The 16586-nt window shown below is 68.6% G+C and carries 12 protein-coding genes; 4 read left to right on the forward strand and 8 right to left on the reverse strand.

The window, feature by feature from the left end; genetic code table 11:
* The first annotated feature begins 95 nt into the window (after nt 1–95).
* The 3 genes from rpoN to ptsN all read left to right on the forward strand — a co-directional run bounded on the left by rpoN (nt 96) and on the right by ptsN (nt 2865).
* Nucleotides 96–1595 carry an RNA polymerase factor sigma-54 gene (gene rpoN, locus ACP693_RS05045; protein ID WP_426018455.1) on the forward strand — a complete coding sequence of 500 codons (1500 nt, stop codon included), beginning with the start codon at nt 96–98 and terminating at the stop codon, nt 1593–1595.
* A gap of 62 nt (nt 1596–1657) precedes the next feature.
* Nucleotides 1658–2320, forward strand: coding sequence for a ribosome hibernation-promoting factor, HPF/YfiA family (gene hpf, locus ACP693_RS05050; RefSeq protein ID WP_425987075.1), 663 nt, complete (start codon nt 1658–1660; stop codon nt 2318–2320).
* Between the two features lie 80 nt (nt 2321–2400).
* Nucleotides 2401–2865 carry a PTS IIA-like nitrogen regulatory protein PtsN gene (gene ptsN, locus ACP693_RS05055; RefSeq protein WP_426018453.1) on the forward strand — a complete coding sequence of 155 codons (465 nt, stop codon included), beginning with the start codon at nt 2401–2403 and terminating at the stop codon, nt 2863–2865.
* A gap of 42 nt (nt 2866–2907) precedes the next feature.
* Here ptsN and ACP693_RS05060 read toward each other — a convergent pair whose 3' ends face one another.
* From ACP693_RS05060 to ACP693_RS05080, 5 genes are all read right to left on the reverse strand, one after another.
* Entirely contained in the window at nt 2908–3159 is a 252-nt protein-coding gene (locus ACP693_RS05060; RefSeq protein WP_135194761.1) for a DUF1150 family protein, read from the reverse strand.
* Between the two features lie 64 nt (nt 3160–3223).
* Entirely contained in the window at nt 3224–3646 is a 423-nt protein-coding gene (locus tag ACP693_RS05065) for an Hsp20 family protein (protein ID WP_425986043.1), read from the reverse strand.
* A 126-nt stretch (nt 3647–3772) separates the two neighbouring features.
* Nucleotides 3773–5086 carry an ammonium transporter gene (locus ACP693_RS05070; protein WP_426018451.1) on the reverse strand — a complete coding sequence of 438 codons (1314 nt, stop codon included), beginning with the start codon at nt 5084–5086 and terminating at the stop codon, nt 3773–3775.
* Between the two features lie 35 nt (nt 5087–5121).
* Complete coding sequence (gene gltB / locus ACP693_RS05075; RefSeq protein ID WP_426018449.1) at nt 5122–9636, reverse strand: glutamate synthase large subunit; 4515 nt, start codon at nt 9634–9636, stop codon at nt 5122–5124.
* Nucleotides 9633–11060: an NAD(P)-dependent oxidoreductase gene (locus tag ACP693_RS05080; protein ID WP_426018447.1), complete on the reverse strand. Its 1428-nt coding sequence runs from the start codon at nt 11058–11060 to the stop codon at nt 9633–9635. Before ACP693_RS05080 ends, gltB begins: the two co-directional genes overlap by 4 nt.
* Nucleotides 11061–11288: 228 nt before the next feature.
* On the opposite strand from ACP693_RS05080, the gene ACP693_RS05085 reads away from it, so the two are divergent.
* A complete protein-coding gene (locus ACP693_RS05085) occupies nt 11289–13718 on the forward strand; it encodes a membrane-bound PQQ-dependent dehydrogenase, glucose/quinate/shikimate family (RefSeq protein WP_426018445.1) in 2430 nt (809 codons plus the stop codon).
* A 174-nt stretch (nt 13719–13892) separates the two neighbouring features.
* On the opposite strand, the gene ACP693_RS05090 is transcribed toward ACP693_RS05085, so the two are convergent.
* From ACP693_RS05090 to proB, 3 genes are read right to left on the reverse strand one after another with little or no spacing between them, the layout of a single operon-like run.
* Nucleotides 13893–14102 carry an AbrB/MazE/SpoVT family DNA-binding domain-containing protein gene (locus ACP693_RS05090; RefSeq protein WP_426018443.1) on the reverse strand — a complete coding sequence of 70 codons (210 nt, stop codon included), beginning with the start codon at nt 14100–14102 and terminating at the stop codon, nt 13893–13895.
* 37 nt (nt 14103–14139) lie between these two features.
* A complete protein-coding gene (locus ACP693_RS05095) occupies nt 14140–15417 on the reverse strand; it encodes a glutamate-5-semialdehyde dehydrogenase (protein WP_426018441.1) in 1278 nt (425 codons plus the stop codon).
* Complete coding sequence (proB, locus tag ACP693_RS05100; RefSeq protein ID WP_426018439.1) at nt 15414–16583, reverse strand: glutamate 5-kinase; 1170 nt, start codon at nt 16581–16583, stop codon at nt 15414–15416. Before proB ends, ACP693_RS05095 begins: the two co-directional genes overlap by 4 nt.
* Nucleotides 16584–16586 lie beyond the last annotated feature (3 nt).

Here is a 16586-nt window from a genome sequence, read left to right on the forward strand (position 1 = left end):
TGTGCGGTCCCGTTCGTCTGGCGTTAACCGTTTAGGCGACATTCTGCCCCAGCAAGTTCCGGGCCACTTGGCGGACGGGCGGGAAGATTTCGAACGTGATCGGGCAAAGGTTAGAGATCAGGCAGGGGCAGGGGCTGGTCATCACGCCCCAGCTGCAGCAGGCGATCAAGCTGCTGCAACTGTCGAATCTTGAGCTGGACGACTTCGTCGAGGCCGAGCTGGAACGCAATCCGCTGCTGCAGCGCGAGGAGCCGGAGGGCGAGATGCCCGAGCCGGTCGAGCGCGTCGAGGCGGCGTCCGACGGCGAAATGTCTTTCGGCGACGGGGTCGGGCATGAGTCCGTCGCCTCGATGGATGCCGGCTCCGACGATGTCTACGGCGACGCGGCGCCGGGCGAGCGCACCAGCGACCGGATGACCGACGAGGCCCAGCCGGGTCTGTCGGACTGGTCCAGCGCCGGCAAGGGCGGCCAGATGTTCGAGGGCGACGGCGAACGGCCCGACACGCACGAGCCGACCCTGTGGGAACATCTTCAGGCCCAGGCCTCCTCGGCCGGATTTTCGCCTTCCGATCACGGGATCGCCCTGACCCTGATCGACGCCACGGACGAGGGCGGTTATCTGCGCGGCGAGCTGGCCGAGTTCGCCGACCGGCTGGGCGTGACGCTGGAGCGGATCGAGGCGGTGCTGACCGTCTGCCACGGGTTCGAGCCGACGGGCGTCATGGCGCGGTCTGTGCCGGAATGCCTGAAGCTGCAGCTGATCGAGCGCAACCGGTTCGACCCGGCTATGGCGGCCCTGCTGGACAATCTGGACCTGCTTGCTAGGCGCGACCTGACGGGGCTGAAGAAGGTCTGCGACGTCGATGGCGAAGACCTGACCGACATGATCGCCGAGTTGAAAGCGCTGACGCCGCGCCCCGGCGCCGGGTTCGGTGGAGAGCCGGCCCAGACGGTGGTGCCTGACGTGCATGTGCGGCCCGACCCGGCCGGCGGCTGGCGGGTCGAGCTGAACGCCGACACCCTGCCGCGTCTGCTGGTGGACAAGCGCTATCATGGGCTGGTGCAGGCCGGGGTGCGGTCCGATACGGAAAAGACCTTCGTCGCCGACTGCGCCGCCCAGGCCAACTGGCTGGTCAAGTCGCTGGACCAGCGGGCCAAGACCATTCTGAAGGTGTCGTCCGAAATCGTGCGCCAGCAGGACGCCTTTCTCGCCTTTGGCGTCGAGTTCCTGCGGCCGCTCAATCTGAAGACCGTCGCCGACGCCATCGGCATGCACGAATCGACGGTCAGCCGCGTCACCTCGAACAAATATATCGCCACCCCGCGCGGCGTGTTCGAGCTGAAATTCTTCTTCACCGCCGCCATCCAGTCGGTGGACGGGGCGTCGACCCATTCGGCCGAGGCCGTCCGTCGCCGGATCAAGTCGATGATCGACGGCGAGGGCCTGGAAGGCGACGTCTTGTCCGACGACAAGATTGTGGAAATCCTGAAGGAAACGGGCATCGACATCGCCCGCCGAACCGTCGCCAAATATCGGGAAGCGTTGAGAATTCCATCGTCCGTCGAGCGCCGCAGGATGATGAAGACCGCCTGAAGCGTAACCACAAAACGGTGATCCCGATTGACACCAAATCCGGTCGGGAGCGTTCTATGCGTATGCAAGTCCAAGTGAGCGGCAAGCAAGTGGATGTCGGCGAAGCGTTAGGCTCGCGCATCTCCCAGGAACTCGAAGACGGGGTCGGAAAATACTTCGCCCGAGGCGGTGAAGACGCCGAGGTCGTGGTGTCCAAGGACGGCCACAACTTCAAGGTGGACTGTTGGGTCCGCCTTGCGTCGGGCCAGACTCTGGTGACGACCGGCATGGGCGGCGACGCCCATTCCGCCTTCACCGAGGCGCTGGATCGTCTCGAAAAAAGGGTCCGTCGCTACAAGCGTCGGCTCAAGGATCACCACATCGGACCCAAGGGTCTGTCGCCCGAGAAGACCGAGAACGCCGCCCGTGAAGTCGCACGCAGCATCGTGCTGCGTGATCCCGACAGCGTGGAGGACGACGTCTTCGGCGACACCGGCGAGAACGACGGCCCGCCGCCCGTGGGCATGGTCATCGCCGAGACCGAGCATGAAATCCGCACCATCACGGTCGGACGTGCGGTGCTGGAGCTGGATATGACGGGCTATCCCGTCGTCCTGTTCCGCAATGCGGCCCATGGCGGCCTGGCGGTCGTCTATCGTCGCCCGGACGGCAATGTCGGCTGGATCGACCCTGAAATCGCCAGTGCGACCAATGGCAAGACCAAGACCAACGGCTCAGTGAACTGAACAGCCAAGTTTGACTTCGGCGCGGGAGCCTCTAAACGGGCGCCCGCGCCGTTGTCGTCTGCGTGTATCGAGGTTGTCTGATGGACATCGATGATCTGCTCGCGCCCAAGGGCGTGGTGCTGCGCGGCGGCGCGTCGTCCAAGCGACAGGCGCTGCATGCCCTGGCCGAGGCGACGTCTCATGCCTTGGGCATCGACGAATCCCGAATTTTCGACGCCCTGATGGAGCGCGAGGCGCTGGGATCGACCGGGCTGGGGTCCGGGGTGGCCGTGCCGCATGCGCGTCTGGACGAGGTGAGCCAGGTGACGGCGGTCTTCGTGCGGCTGGATACGCCCGTGGCCTATGACGCCGTGGACGATCGTCCGGTGGACCTGATCTTTGGGCTGTACGCCCCGTCCAAGGCGGGGGCGGAGCATCTGCGGGCGCTGGCGGCGGTGTCGCGCGCCATGCGATCGCCGGAACTGCGCGAACAGTTGCGTCAGGCGCGCACGACGGATGCGATCCGGGCCCTGTTCGTCAAGGATACGGCCGCGACCGCCGCCTAGGCGTCATGCAGGCGGGGTTGGCCGCCGCCCCATCACATTCAATCAGTGAACCGAAACCGGCTCCAGCTCGTGCGCCACGGCGGCGGCGAAGGCGGTGTCGCGGTCGATCATGACCGCCAGACGTTCACCGTCGGCGCTGTGGACGGCATAGAGTGACTGGCCGGGGTTCAGGTCCACGTCCTTGATCTCGACCGCTTCTTCAAGCAGGTCGGCTGCCTTGATCTCTCGCACGTAGACGAGGTCGGGGGCGCCCAGTCCTGCAAAATCTTCCTTGGTCATCGTCATCGGCGTCATTAGGATCGCCTCCTTTGAGTTTTACAACGCCCGGATCGCCGGGCGGTTCGAACGGCTATGCTTTTCAGCCGACCGTGATGGGAATGCGCCGCACCTGGCGTTCGGACTCGGGGCGGATCAGATCGACGTGCAGCAGGCCGTGCTCCAGACGGGCGCCTTCGACTTCCAGCCCGTCGGCCAGGACGAAGTTGCGCACGAAGCCCCGCGCCGCGATGCCGCGATGCAGGAAGGCCTGCTCCCCCTTGCCGGCGTCGTCGCGCTTGCCCGCGATGGTCAGTTGGCGGCCGTCCAGGGTGATGGCCAGTTCGTCGGGCGCGAACCCGGCGACGGCCAAGCTGATGCGCACGCCCGCTTCGCCGATCTGTTCGACATTGTAGGGCGGATAGCTTTCGGCCGTCGCCTTGGCGGCGCGGTCGATCAGGGCGCGGGTGTGATCGAAGCCCAACAGGAAGGGGCTGTCGAACAGGATGGTGCGCGTCGTCGTCATCTGGGTCCTGGAATAAAGCGACCGAGCGGCCGGTCCCCCGCAATCGGCAAGACCTTCCGTCACAGATGAAGATGGGGGCGGACGGGGGCGGGATCAACCGCCCGCGCCCCGCGCCCTGTGGGCCGGTTAGTGGATGGCCTCGCCGTGCTGGGTATAGTCCAGCCCCTCGACCTCTTCGTCCTTGGTGACGCGCAGGCCGGTGGTGAACTTGCAGATCATCAGGACGAGGAAGGTGCCCGCCGCGCTCCAGACGATGACGCCGCCCAAGCCGACGGCCTGTTTCCACACCGTGGCGCCGTCCGACAGGGCGTTGACGGTCGTGGTGGCGAAGACGCCGGTCAACAGGGCGCCGACGATGCCGCCCACGCCGTGCACGCCGAAGGCGTCCAGGGTGTCGTCGTATTTCAGCGCGCGCTTCAGCCAGACCGCGCCCGCATAGCAGGCCGGGCCGGCGATCAGGCCGATGAAGAAGGCACCCTTGGGATCGACGAAGCCGGCGGCGGGCGTGATGGCGACCAGGCCGCCGACGACGCCGGACAGCAGACCCAGCAGGGTCGGACGCTTGCGGTCGAACCATTCGATGGTCATCCAGCCGAGCGCCGCAGCCCCGGCGGCCAGGATGGTGTTGAAGGCGGCCGTGGCGGCCAAAGCATCCGCCGCGCCCGCCGACCCGGCGTTGAAGCCCAGCCAGCCGACCAGCAGCAGGCCGGTGCCGATGGCGCTGTAGACCAGATTGGCGGGGGCCATGTTGTCGCGTCCGAAGCCGTGACGCGGCCCCAGCACCAGGGCGCAGACCAGGCCGGCGATCCCCGCATTGACGTGGACCACCGCCCCGCCCGCGAAGTCGAGCACGCCCAGCCCGCCCAGATAGCCGCCGCCCCAGACCTGATGACAGATCGGCGCATAGACGATCAGATGCCACAGGGCGAAGAACAGCAGGCTGGCCGAGAACTTCATCCGCTCGGCGAAGGCGCCGGCGATCAGGGCCGGGGTGATGATGGCGAAGGTCATCTGGAAGCTGACGAACAACAGTTCGGGCAGGCCGGGCAGCAGGCTGTGGGCCGTCTGGGCCGTCACCCCGTTCAGGAAGGCCGCCTGGACCCCGCCGATAAAGCCGTTGATGGCGTCCGGCCCCTTGCCGAACGACAGGCTGTAGCCGACCAGGAACCACAGCACCGAGACGATGGCGAAGGCCGCCGCCGACTGGGCGATGACGCTGATGATGTTCTTCTTGCGCACCATGCCGCCGTAGAACAGCGCCAGGCCCGGCAGGGTCATCAGCAGCACCAGGGCCGTGGAAGTCAGGATCCAGGCCGTCGCCGCAGTGTCGATGACCAGCGGCGCCTGATGCGCCAGCAGGGCTGGCGCCGCCAGAGCGGGAGACGCCAGCGACGCCGCCCCCGCGACGAGTGTGGCGGCGAGGGCGGCGTGTCGGGTCATGGATTCGTCTCGGGGAGGAGAGGAAGAAAACGAGGTCAGGCGGAAGTCTTAAGCCGTTCCGACCGGGTGACAATGTCCGTCAGCGGAACGATGCGCACGAACCTTTGCAGTGTGTTGTCCCAGTCGCCCAACAGGCGGCGGGCCAGCGGGGATGCGGTCGCGGCCAGGTGCGCCTCGACCAGGGCGCGCAGCCGTTCGGCCGCCGCCGCGTCGATGTCGGACACGCCCGCCAGGTCGCCGTTCAGAGCCCGCTCGGCAAAGCCCGGCTGGTCCAGCACGAACAGCTCGCCGCCGCTCATGCCCGCCGCCAGGTTCCAGCCGACTGAGCCCAGCACGACCACCCGGCCGCCGGTCATATATTCGCAGCCGTGGGCGCCCAGGCCCTCGACCACCGCCTCGGCGCCCGAGTTGCGCACCGCGAACCGCTCGCCCGCCGCGCCGGCGACGAACAGCCGGCCCGAGGTGGCGCCATACAGGGTGGTGTTGCCGCAGATCAGCTGATCCTCGCGCCATTCCGGCGTGCGGACCGAGATCTCGGCGCCCGACAGGCCCTTGCCGACATAGTCGTTGGCCTCGCCCGTCAGGTGCAGTTCCAGACCCCTCGCCGCAAAGGCGCCGAAGCTCTGGCCCGCGATGCCTTCCAGACGCAGCTTCAGGCGACCGGCCGGTCCCTGAGGGCCGAAGCGCCGCACGATGGCGGACGAGACGGCGGCGCCGACCGTGCGCTGGGTGTTGTTCAGCGGATAAGACAGTTCCAGCGTCTGGCCGCGATCCAGGAAGCGGACGGCGTCCTGCAGCACTCGCGCGTCCAGGCTGTCGGCGATGGGCTTGCGCGTCGTCTTGTCGGCCCATTTGCCGGCCGCGCCCTCGTCCACCTGAACCAGCAGGGGGTTCAGGTCGAGGTCGTCCAGGTGAGACCCGCCGCGCCGGACCTGACGCAACAGGTCGGTGCGGCCGATGATCTCGTCCATCGTGCGGGCGCCGATGGAGGCCAGGATCTCGCGGGTCTCCTCGGCGATGAAGGTGAACAGGTTCACGACCTTGTCGGGGGTGCCGGTGAACTTCTCGCGCAGGCGCTCGTCCTGGGAACAGACGCCGACGGGGCAGGTGTTGGAATGGCACTGGCGCACCATCAGACAGCCCATGGCGATCAGGGCGGCGGTGCCGATCCCGTATTCCTCGGCCCCCAACATGGCGGCGATGACCACGTCGCGGCCGGTGCGGACCCCGCCGTCGGTGCGCAGCGTCACTGTCCCGCGCAGATTGTTCAGCGTCAGCACCTGGTGGGCCTCGGCCAGGCCGATCTCCCACGGCAGGCCGGCGTGCTTGATCGAGGTCTGGGGCGAGGCGCCGGTGCCGCCGTTGTGGCCGGCGATCAGGATGGCGTCGGCGTTGGCCTTGGCCACGCCCGATGCGATGGCGCCGATGCCCGAGGCCGACACCAGTTTCACCGTCACCCGCGCATCGGGGTTGATGGCCTTCAGGTCGTAGATGAGCTGGGCCAGGTCCTCGATGGAATAGATGTCGTGGTGCGGCGGCGGCGAAATCAGGGTCGTGCCGGGCACGGCGTGGCGCATCCGGGCGATGAATTCGGTCACCTTGAAACCGGGCAGCTGGCCGCCCTCGCCGGGCTTGGCGCCCTGGGCGACCTTGATCTCGATCTCGCGGCACTGGTTCAGATATTCGGCAGTGACGCCGAACCGGCCCGAGGCCACTTGCTTGACCGCCGAGTTGGCGTCGTCGCCGTTGGGGCGCGGGTGATACCGTTCGGGATCCTCGCCGCCCTCGCCCGAGACCGAGCGGGCGCCGATGCGGTTCATGGCGATGTTCAGCGTTTCGTGCGCCTCTGGGCCGAGCGCGCCCAGGGACATGGCCTGGGTCAGGAAGCGGCGACGGATGTCCGACACGCTCTCGACCTGCTCCACCGGAATGGCGACGCCCTCGCGGAAGTCCAGCAGGTCGCGCAGGGACAGGTCGGCCTGGGCCCGGACGGCCTCGGAGAACTGCTTGAAGCGGCGGTAGTCGCCCCGGTTGCAGGCGTCCTGCAGCAGGTGGATGGTCTTGGCCTCGTGGGCGTGGGCCTCGCCGCCCGAACGGATCTTGAAGAAGCCGCCGATGGCGGGGGAGGGTAAGGCCTCGCCCCAGGCGACCTTGTGCCGCTTCATCGCCGCCTGCTCCAGACCGGCCAGGCCGATGCCCGAGATGCGTGACGGGGCGCCGGGGAAGAACTCGGCTGTCAGGGCGCGCGACAGGCCCAGCACCTCGAACTCGCAGCCGCCGCGATAGGCGGAGATGACGCTGATCCCCTTGCGCGCCAGGGTCTTCAGCAGACCCGCCTCGATGCCGGCCTTGTAGTTCAGACAGGCGTCGCGCAGCGTCAGGCCGGGATACAGACCCCGGTCCAGACGCTCTTGGAACAGATCCTGGGCCAGCCAGGCGTTGACGGTGGTGGCGCCGACCCCGACCAGGACCGCGAAACCGTGCGGGTCCAGCGTCTCGGCAGTGCGCACCACGATGGAGCAGTAGGAGCGCAGGCCCGCCTTGGTCAGGCGGCCGTGGACCCCGGCGGTGGCCAGGATCATCGGCGCGGCCAGACGCTCGGCCGATCCGGCCTGATCCGTCAGCACGATCAGGGCCGCGCCGTCGCGGGCGGCGGCCTCGGCCTCGTCCATGATCCGGTCCAGCGCCGCGCGCAGGCCGGCGCCCGAGCGGGCCTCTTCGCCCGGCACGTCATAGCTGCAATCGATGACCACGGTCGAACCGGCGCCGATCGTCTCGACCATCCGCTCGTACATGCCGTTGGTCAGGACGGGGCTGTCCAGAACGAAGACGTCGGTCTGGGCCGCTTCCTCGGCCAGAATGTTGCCCAGGTTCTTGAACCGGGTCTTCAGGCTCATGGCGCCCGCTTCGCGCAGCGGGTCGATGGGCGGGTTGGTGACCTGGCTGAAGTTCTGGCGGAAATAGTGGCTTAGCGGGCGCGGCAGGGCCGACAGGACGGCGGGAGGGGCGTCGTCGCCCATCGAGCCGACCGCCTCCTTGCCGTCGCGCACCAGGGCGTCCAGCAGCAGGTCCAGGTCCTCGCGGCTGTAGCCGGCCGCGATCTGACGGCGGGTCAGGGCTTCGCCCGAGGCCGAGCGCGGCTCGGGTCCGGGGCCGATGATCGGTTCCAGATCGACCATATTGTCCAGCCACTCGGTATAGGGGTGGGCGGCGGACAGGGCGTCGATGGCCTCGTGCTCGTCGTACAGACGGCCGTGCTTCATATCGACGGCGATCAGCTTGCCGGGGCCGATGTGCAGGCGGCGCTTCACCCGGCTTTCGGGGATCGGCACCAGGCCGGCTTCCGACCCGGCCATCAGCAGCCCATCGACCGTCTCGACCGCGCGCAGGGGGCGCAGGCCGTTGCGGTCCTTGCCTGCCACGATCCAGCGGCCGTCGGCGGCGCAGATGGCGGCCGGGCCGTCCCACGGCTCCATCACCGCATTGCAATAGGCGTAGAAGGCCCGGTGTTCGGGCGGCATGACCACGTCGTCCTTGGCCCAGGCCTCGGGGATCAGCAGGGCCTTGGCCATCGGCGCGGGGCGACCGGCGTGGACCAGCACCTCCATGACGTTGTCCAGGGCGGCCGAGTCCGACCCGCCCGGCTGGACCACCGGCTTCACCTCGCGGTCGCGGTCCCCGAAGGCCTGGGCGGCCATGCGGATCTCGTGCGACTTCATCCAGTTCAGATTGCCCTTCAGCGTGTTGATCTCGCCGTTGTGGGCCATCATCCGGAAGGGCTGGGCCAGCTTCCATTCAGGGAAGGTGTTGGTCGAATAGCGCTGGTGGAAGACGGCGTAGGCCGAGACGAAGCGCGGATCCTCCAGGTCGGGATACAAGTTGCCCAGCAGCTCGGCCCGCACCATCCCCTTGTAGGCGATGGAGCGCGCGGACAGGGTGCAGATATAGACGGCGGCCAGGTTCTCTGTCTTGACCGTCTTCTCGATGCGGCGGCGGCACAGGTACAGCTCGCGCTCCAGCGCCTCGCCGTCCAGCGGCTGGCCGGCGTCGTCCAGCGGCGGGGCCAGCATGATCTGTTCGATCTCGGGCCGGGTCGCCCCGGCCTTGGTCCCCACGACCGACAGGTCGATAGGGGTCTGGCGCCAGCCATAGATCCAGAATCCGGCGCGCAGGGCCTCGGTCTCGACGATGGCGCGGGCGCGGTCCTGGGCGCCCAGGTCGGTGCGCGGCAGGAAGACCTGGCCGACGCAGATCGGGCCGGGACGCAGGGACTGGCCGATGGAGGCCACCTGGTCGGCGAAGAAGCCCTGGGGCAGTTCGGCCATGATGCCGGCCCCGTCGCCCGACAGGCCGTCAGGATCGACCGCGCCCCGGTGAGCCACGGCCTTCAGGCTGCGGATCGCATACTCGACCACGTCACGGCGGGGCGTGCCGTCGATGGAGCAGACCAGGCCCACGCCGCAGGCGTCACGCTCGGAGGCGCGGTCATAGGCATGGCCGGCTTCCAGGCGATCGCGGGTCTCTTCGTACTTGTTCAGCCAATCGGTCATGCCGCGACCTCCTCGGTGCGGGTCTTCAGGTAACGGTCGATCTCGGCGGCGGCGTCCTGGCCTTCGCGGACGGCCCAGACGACTAGGGAGGCGCCGCGCACGGCGTCGCCGGCGGCGAAGACGCCGGGCAGGCTGGTGGCGAAACTGACCGAGCCGACCTTGATGGTGCCGTCGTCGCGCAGGCGCAGGTCGGGCTCATGCGCCGCAAACGGCTCGGGCGAAAAGCCCAGGGCCTCGATGACGATGTCGGCCGGAATGTCGAAGTCGGCGCCGGGCACAGGCACGATGTCGCGCCGCTCGCCGGGGGCCGCTTCTGTCAACTGCATCCGCGCGGCGCGGACGCCGGTGACGCGGTCGCCCTGGGACAGCAGGGCCTTAGGCGCGCCCAGCCATTCGAAGACGACGCCTTCTTCCTCTGCGTTGACGACCTCGCGGGCCGAGCCTGGCATGTTCTCGCGGTCGCGACGATACAGGCAGGTGACGGAGGCCGCGCCCTGACGAACGGCGGTGCGGACGCAGTCCATGGCGGTGTCGCCGCCGCCGATTACGACGACCCGCTTGCCGCGCGCCTCGTGCCAGCCTTCCTGTTCGGCGTCGCCCAGGTCGCGGCGGTTCTGGTGCGTCAGATAGGACAGGGCCGCGACGGTCGAATCCGGACCCCGGCCCGGCGCCGACAGGATGCGCGGCTGATAGACACCCATGGCGAGCAGGACGACGTCGTGGCGCTGGCGCAGCTCGGTCAGGGTCACGTCCTTGCCGACCTCGCAGCCCAGCACGAACTGGACCCCGCCCTCGGCCAGGCGGTCCACGCGCCGCTGGACCACGTGCTTCTCCAGCTTGAAGCCGGGGATGCCGTAGATCAGCAGGCCGCCGGCGCGGTCGTGGCGGTCATAGACGGTGACCTGATAGCCTTCGCTGCGCAGACGGTCGGCGGCGGCCATGCCGGCCGGGCCGGCGCCGACGATGCCGACGGTCTCGCCGCGTTCGGCCGCCGGGCGGATCGGTTCGACCCAGCCGTTGGCGAAGGCCTGATCGCCCAGCCAGGCCTCGACCGAGCCGATGGTCACGGCGTCCCAGCCGGACTGGTTCAGGGTGCAGGCGCCCTCGCACAGCCGGTCCTGCGGACAGATGCGGCCGCAGATTTCGGGCATGGTCGAGGTCAGGGAGGCGACTCGCCAGGCCTCGCGCGGCTCGTTCTCGGCCGACAGGCGCAGCCAGTCGGGGATGTTGTTCTGAAGCGGGCAGGCGTTCTGGCAGAACGGCACGCCGCAGTCGGTGCAGCGCGACGCCTGTTTCTCGGCCGTCTCGGTGGACGGCGGAATCGTGATCTCGCCGAACCCGCGCGCGCGCAGTTCGGCTGTGGCCTTCGAGAGGCGGCGTGGTTCGACGACGAAAGTCCCGCCTTGCTTCAGGGTCTTATGCATGACGCGCATATGCCGCAAACGCTCGGTTCAAGGCAAATATTATTGCCGCGAGCGGTTCTCAGCCGCTGAAAAAGAAAAAATCATCTAATTGCGGATGTTTCGTCGTCAAAAGTTGCTCTGTTGAGCGGTGTGCAGCGCAACGGCTTTTGGTTCCTGGGTGCGACAATTAGGAACCTCAGTGGCGCCCAAACGTTGCCGAAGCTCAATATGCAGCCAGAGAGTGCGATCATGCCGCGATGGACAACCCCGACCGGACCGGGAGGGTGGCTGACGCTGCTTCTCGGTCTTTTGCTGGCCGTGATCGGTCTGGTGCTGACCGTCGGGGGTGTCCAGCTCGTGATGTTGGGTGGCTCCTGGTACTATCTGCTCGCGGGTCTGGCGCTGATCGCAGCAGGCCTTTTGCTTATCTGGCGCGACGTTCGCGGGGCGTGGGTCTATGGGGCGGTCTTCGTCGCCACGGTGATCTGGGCGCTGTGGGAAAAGGGCCTGAACGGCTGGGCCCTGGTGCCGCGCCTGGTCGGCCCGCTGGTGCTGATGTTCCTGGTGCTTGCGACCCTGCCCGTGCTGCGGTCGCGCGGCGGGGGCAAGACGGCGGGCTTCGGCGCCCTGGGGCTTGCAGTCCTGACCGTCGTCTTCGGTTTCGCGGTCGCTCAGGCCAATCAGGCGCAGGTGATGAGCCCGGTTCCCGGCGTGCGCGGCGGCTACAACGATCCGGCCCTGCTGAAGACCGGCGCCGACTGGCCGGCCTATGGCGGCACCGACAGCGCCCAGCGCTATTCGCCGCTGAACCAGATCAACAAGGACAATGTCGGCCGGCTGGAACGGGCCTGGACCTTCCGCACCGGCGATCTGCCCGGCGAGCGGTGGGGGGCGGAGACCACGCCGCTGAAGGTGGGCGACACCGTCTATCTCTGCTCGGCGCGGAACAAGCTGTTCGCGCTGGACGCCTCCACCGGCAAGCAGATCTGGACCTATGACCCCCAGGTCGCCGACGACCAGATCCCCTATACCGCCGCCTGCCGCGGCGTGACCTATCATGCGCGGGCCAACGCCAATCCGGCCGAGCCCTGCGCGACCAAGATCGTCGAAGGCACGCTGGACGGCCGCATCGTCGCGGTCGATGCCCGCACCGGCCGCCCGTGCCCGGCCTTCGGTCAGAACGGCGCCGTCAGCATCAAGACCGGCATGGGCGATCCCTATCCCGGCATGGTGTCGATCACCTCGGCCCCCGTCATCGTGCGCGGGATCATCGTAACCGGGCATCAGGTGCTGGACGGCCAGAAACGCTGGAACGCGTCCGGCGTGATCCAGGGCTTCGACGTCGAGACCGGCGCGCTTCGGTTTGCCTGGGACATGATGCGCCCCGACCGCAGCGGCCTGCCGCCCAAGGGCGAGACCTATACGCCGGGCACCCCGAACATGTGGACGACGGCGACAGGCGACGAGGCCCTGGGCCTGGTCTATCTGCCGATGGGCAACTCGGCCGCCGACTACTGGTCCAGCTCGCGCCGTCCGCTTGAGAAACAGTATTCGACCTCGCTGGTCGCGCTGGACGTGACCACCGGCAAGCCGCGATGGCATTATCAGACGGTGCATAACGACGTCTGGGACTTCGACCTCGGTTCGCAGGCGACGTTGATCGATTATCCGACCGCGAACGGCGTCGTGCCCGCCGTGCTGCTGCCCTCCAAACAGGGCGATATCTATGTGTTCAACCGCGCCACCGGCCAACTGCTGCACGGTGTCGAGGAGCGCCGCGTTCCGACCTCCGGCGGCACGGAACAGGGCCAGCGTTCGCCGACCCAGCCGTTCTCGCTGTTCGCCACCCTGCGCAAGCCGAACCTGGTCGAGGCGGACATGTGGGGCATGTCGCCGATCGATCAGATGATGTGCCGCATCAACTTCAAGAAGGCGAACTATCAGGGCTACTACACCCCGCCCTCGACCAATCACTACATCAACTATCCGGGCTACAACGGCGGTTCGGACTGGGGCGGCGTGGCGGTCGATCCGGCGCGCGGCGTGATCGTCGCAAACTATAACGACATGCCCAACTACAACCGGCTGGTGCCCCGCGCCGAGGCGAACGAAAAGGGCTGGTTCCCGCGCGACGACCCCCGCTACATCGCCCAGCAGAAGGAAGCGGCCGAACGCGGCGGCAGCCTGTCCAAGGGCGAAGGCGCCGGCGATCCGCAGATCGGCGTGCCCTACGCCATCGACGTCAACGCCGGCTGGCGCGTGAAGTGGACCGGCCTGCTGTGCAAGGAGCCTCCGTACGGCGGCATCACCGCCATCGACATGCGCTCGGGCAAGACCCTGTGGGACCGTCCGTTCGGCACAGCGCGCAAGAACGGTCCATGGGGCATCGCCTCGCACCTGCCGCTGGAGATCGGCACGCCGAACAACGGCGGCTCGGTGGTCACGGCGGGCGGCCTGATCTTCATCGCTGCGGCGACGGACGACCTGATCCGCGCCATCGACATCGAGACGGGCAAGACCGTCTGGTCCGACGTCCTGCCTGCGGGCGGCCAGGCCAACCCGATGATCTATGAGCAGAACGGCCGCCAGTATCTGGTCATCATGGCCGGCGGCCACCACTTCATGGAGACGCCGGAGGGCGATTACGTCATCGCTTATGCTCTGCCGCAACGCGGCTGAGGTGACGCACTAATCTCCCTCCCCCTCCGGGGGAGGGTGGTCGCGCCAGCGACCGGGTGGGGGCGGCTCGGAAACGAGCCGCCTCTTTTCGTTCAGCGATGCTTTGCTGGGCCGCCCCCACCCGGCTTCGCCTGCGGCTCAGCCACCCTCCCCGAACGGGGAGGGAGATGAAAATCAAAGCTTGGCGTAGGCCTTGCGGTCAGTTTCGCTGTGCCATTCGTCGAAGACGGCAAAGACTTCCGGCGTTTGCTGCACCTTGGTGAGCACAACGTGGTCGCCTTGCAGGCCGTACTGCAGTTCGTCGCCGTCTCGTAGGTTCAGAGCCGCGCGCACTGGCTGCGGGATGGTGGTCTTGCCCTTGGATGTCAGGCGGCTGGTGATCATGCGTCGAGGTTGAGGGAAAAGCCCTCTGCCTGCAAATTTACGGCCTGATCTGACCCTGGCCGCGCACGACGTATTTGTAGGTGGTCAGCTGTTCGGCGCCGACCGGGCCGCGCGCGTGCAGGCGGTTGGTGGAGATGCCGATTTCGCCGCCGAAGCCGAACTCGCCGCCGTCGGCGAACTGGGTCGAGGCGTTGATCAGGACGATGGCGCTGTCCACCCGCGCCGCGAACCGTTCGGCGGCGGCCGTGTCGGTGGTGACGATGGCCTCGGTGTGGCCCGAGCCGCAGCGGGCGATGTGATCCGTCGCGGCGTCCAGATCGTCCACGATCCGCACAGCCAGGATGGGCGCCAGATATTCGGTGGCCCAGTCGGTCTCGGTCGCGGGCGTCATCTCGGGGACCAGGGCGCTAGCCTCGGCGTCGCCGCGCAGTTCGCAGCCGGCGGCGATCAGGTCGGCGGCGACGGGGGGCAGCAGGCGTTGCGCCCCCGCCCGATCCACCAGCAGGGTCTCGGTCGCGCCGCAGACCGAAACCCGCCGCATCTTAGCGTTCACCACCACGGCTCGCGCGACCTCCAGATCGGCGGCTTCGTGCAGATAGGTGTGGTTCAGGCCTTCCAGATGGCTGAGCACCGCCGTGCGGGCCTCGGCCTGGACGCGGGCGACCAGGCTCTTGCCGCCGCGCGGAATGATCACGTCGATGGCGCCGTCCAGCCCGGTCAGCATCAGCCCCACGGCCTCGCGGTCGGGGGTGTCGACCAACTGGATCGCGTCAGCGGGCAAGTCCGCCTCGGCCAGGGCCTCGGCGATCAGGGAGGCGATGGCGAGCGACGATTGCAGGCAGTCCGAACCGCAGCGCAGGATCGCCGCATTGCCCGAGCGGATGCACAGGGCGGCGGCGTCGGCGGTGACGTTGGGGCGGCTTTCGTAGATCACGCCCAGCACGCCGATGGGGGTGCGGACGCGGGCGATGTCCAGGCCGTTGGCGGGGGTCCAGCGTTCGGTCTCGACGCCCAGGGGGTCGGGCACGGCGGCGATGGTCGCGACAGCCTGAGCCATGCCGGCGACGCGGGCGGGCGTCAGCGACAGCCGGTCGATCAGGGCCTCGGTCATGCCATTGGCGCGGGCGGCCTCCACGTCGCGGGCGTTGGCGGCCAAGAGGGCGGTTTCGGCCGCCGCCAGCTTTGCGGACAGGATTTCCAGCGCGCGGGTGCGGGCGGCGGCGGGGGCTTCGCGCAAGGCGGCTGCGGCCGTACGGGCGCGCTGGCCCATCTCCAGCATTTGGGGGTCCAGCATTCGGGTCTTCAGATCGCTCATCGGTCGTCCAGCACCATGTCGTCGCGGTGGATCAGCACCGAGGCCCCGCGATAGCCCAGCAGGGCCTCGATCTCGTCGGAACGGCGGCCGCGAATGCGCGCGGCCTCGTCTGCGGCGTAGGCGGCAAGACCCACCCCGACCGAGCGGCCGTCCGGGTCGATCAGGCGCACGCAGTCGCCCTTCTCGAAGCCGCCGGACACCGCGACGACCCCGGCGGGCAGCAGGCTCTTGCCCGCCTTCAGCGCCGTGACGGCGCCGGCGTCCAGCGTCAGGGTTCCGGCCGGCGACAGGCTGCCGGCGATCCACTGTTTATAGGCGGCCATCGGTCCGTTGGGCGCGGCGATCAGGGTGGCGCGGGCGCCGTCGCGAACGGCCGACAGAGGTGCAAGCGTCTGACCCGAGGCGATGATGGTGGCGCATCCGGCCGAGCGCGCGATCTGAGCCGCCGCCAGCTTGGTCGCCATGCCGCCGGTTCCCACGCCCGCATCGGCGTTGGCGCCCCCGCCCATGGCCAGGATGTCGGGGCTCAGGCTGTCGATCAGGGGCAGGTGGGCGGCGCTCGGATCACGGCGCGGATCGGCGGTGTAGAGGCCGTCCACGTCCGACAGCAGGATCAGCAGATCCGCCCGCGCCAGCTGGGCCGTGCGCGCCGCCAGCCGGTCATTGTCGCCGTAACGGATCTCTTCGGTGGCGACCGTGTCGTTCTCGTTGACGATGGGGATGACGCCGTGGGCCAGCAGGGCCTCGACCGTCGCGCGGGCGTTCAGCCAGCGGCGGCGGCGTTCGGTGTCGTCGCGGGTAAGCAGCACCTGCCCGGCGATCAGGCCGTGCGGGGCCAGGGCCTCGGACCAGGCGGCCATCAGCAGGGACTGACCGACCGAGGCGGCCGCCTGCTTGTCCTCCAGCCGCGCGCCCAGGTCCGGCAGCCGGCCTCGACCCAGGGCGATGGAGCCGGACGAGACGACGATGACCTCGCGGCCCTCGGCCTTCAGCGTGGCCAGATCGGAGGCGACGGCGGCCAGCCAGTCGCGCGTCGGCCGGCGCGTGGCCGCGTCGATCAGCAGGGACGAACCGATCTTGACCACGACGCGCCGCGCGGCCGCCAGGGCCGACGCAGCGTCAGCTCCAGGGCTTGGGCTCGGGGGGAGGGCGACGGCCTGGGACATGAC

The organism is Brevundimonas sp. TWP1-3 (genome assembly GCF_049896085.1).
Classification (GTDB): domain Bacteria; phylum Pseudomonadota; class Alphaproteobacteria; order Caulobacterales; family Caulobacteraceae; genus Brevundimonas.

What these genes read in the sequence shown, in the direction of transcription:
- hpf (WP_425987075.1), top strand. Translation starts at nt 1,658, where the DNA reads ATGCAAGTCCAAGTGAGCGGCAAGCAAGTGGATGTCGGCGAAGCGTTA.
- ptsN (WP_426018453.1), top strand. Translation starts at nt 2,401, where the DNA reads ATGGACATCGATGATCTGCTCGCGCCCAAGGGCGTGGTGCTGCGCGGC.
- ACP693_RS05060 (WP_135194761.1), bottom strand. Translation starts at nt 3,159, where the DNA reads ATGACGCCGATGACGATGACCAAGGAAGATTTTGCAGGACTGGGCGCC.
- ACP693_RS05065 (WP_425986043.1), bottom strand. Translation starts at nt 3,646, where the DNA reads ATGACGACGACGCGCACCATCCTGTTCGACAGCCCCTTCCTGTTGGGC.
- ACP693_RS05070 (WP_426018451.1), bottom strand. Translation starts at nt 5,086, where the DNA reads ATGACCCGACACGCCGCCCTCGCCGCCACACTCGTCGCGGGGGCGGCG.
- gltB (WP_426018449.1), bottom strand. Translation starts at nt 9,636, where the DNA reads ATGACCGATTGGCTGAACAAGTACGAAGAGACCCGCGATCGCCTGGAA.
- ACP693_RS05080 (WP_426018447.1), bottom strand. Translation starts at nt 11,060, where the DNA reads ATGCATAAGACCCTGAAGCAAGGCGGGACTTTCGTCGTCGAACCACGC.
- ACP693_RS05085 (WP_426018445.1), top strand. Translation starts at nt 11,289, where the DNA reads ATGCCGCGATGGACAACCCCGACCGGACCGGGAGGGTGGCTGACGCTG.
- ACP693_RS05090 (WP_426018443.1), bottom strand. Translation starts at nt 14,102, where the DNA reads ATGATCACCAGCCGCCTGACATCCAAGGGCAAGACCACCATCCCGCAG.
- ACP693_RS05095 (WP_426018441.1), bottom strand. Translation starts at nt 15,417, where the DNA reads ATGAGCGATCTGAAGACCCGAATGCTGGACCCCCAAATGCTGGAGATG.
- proB (WP_426018439.1), bottom strand. Translation starts at nt 16,583, where the DNA reads ATGTCCCAGGCCGTCGCCCTCCCCCCGAGCCCAAGCCCTGGAGCTGAC.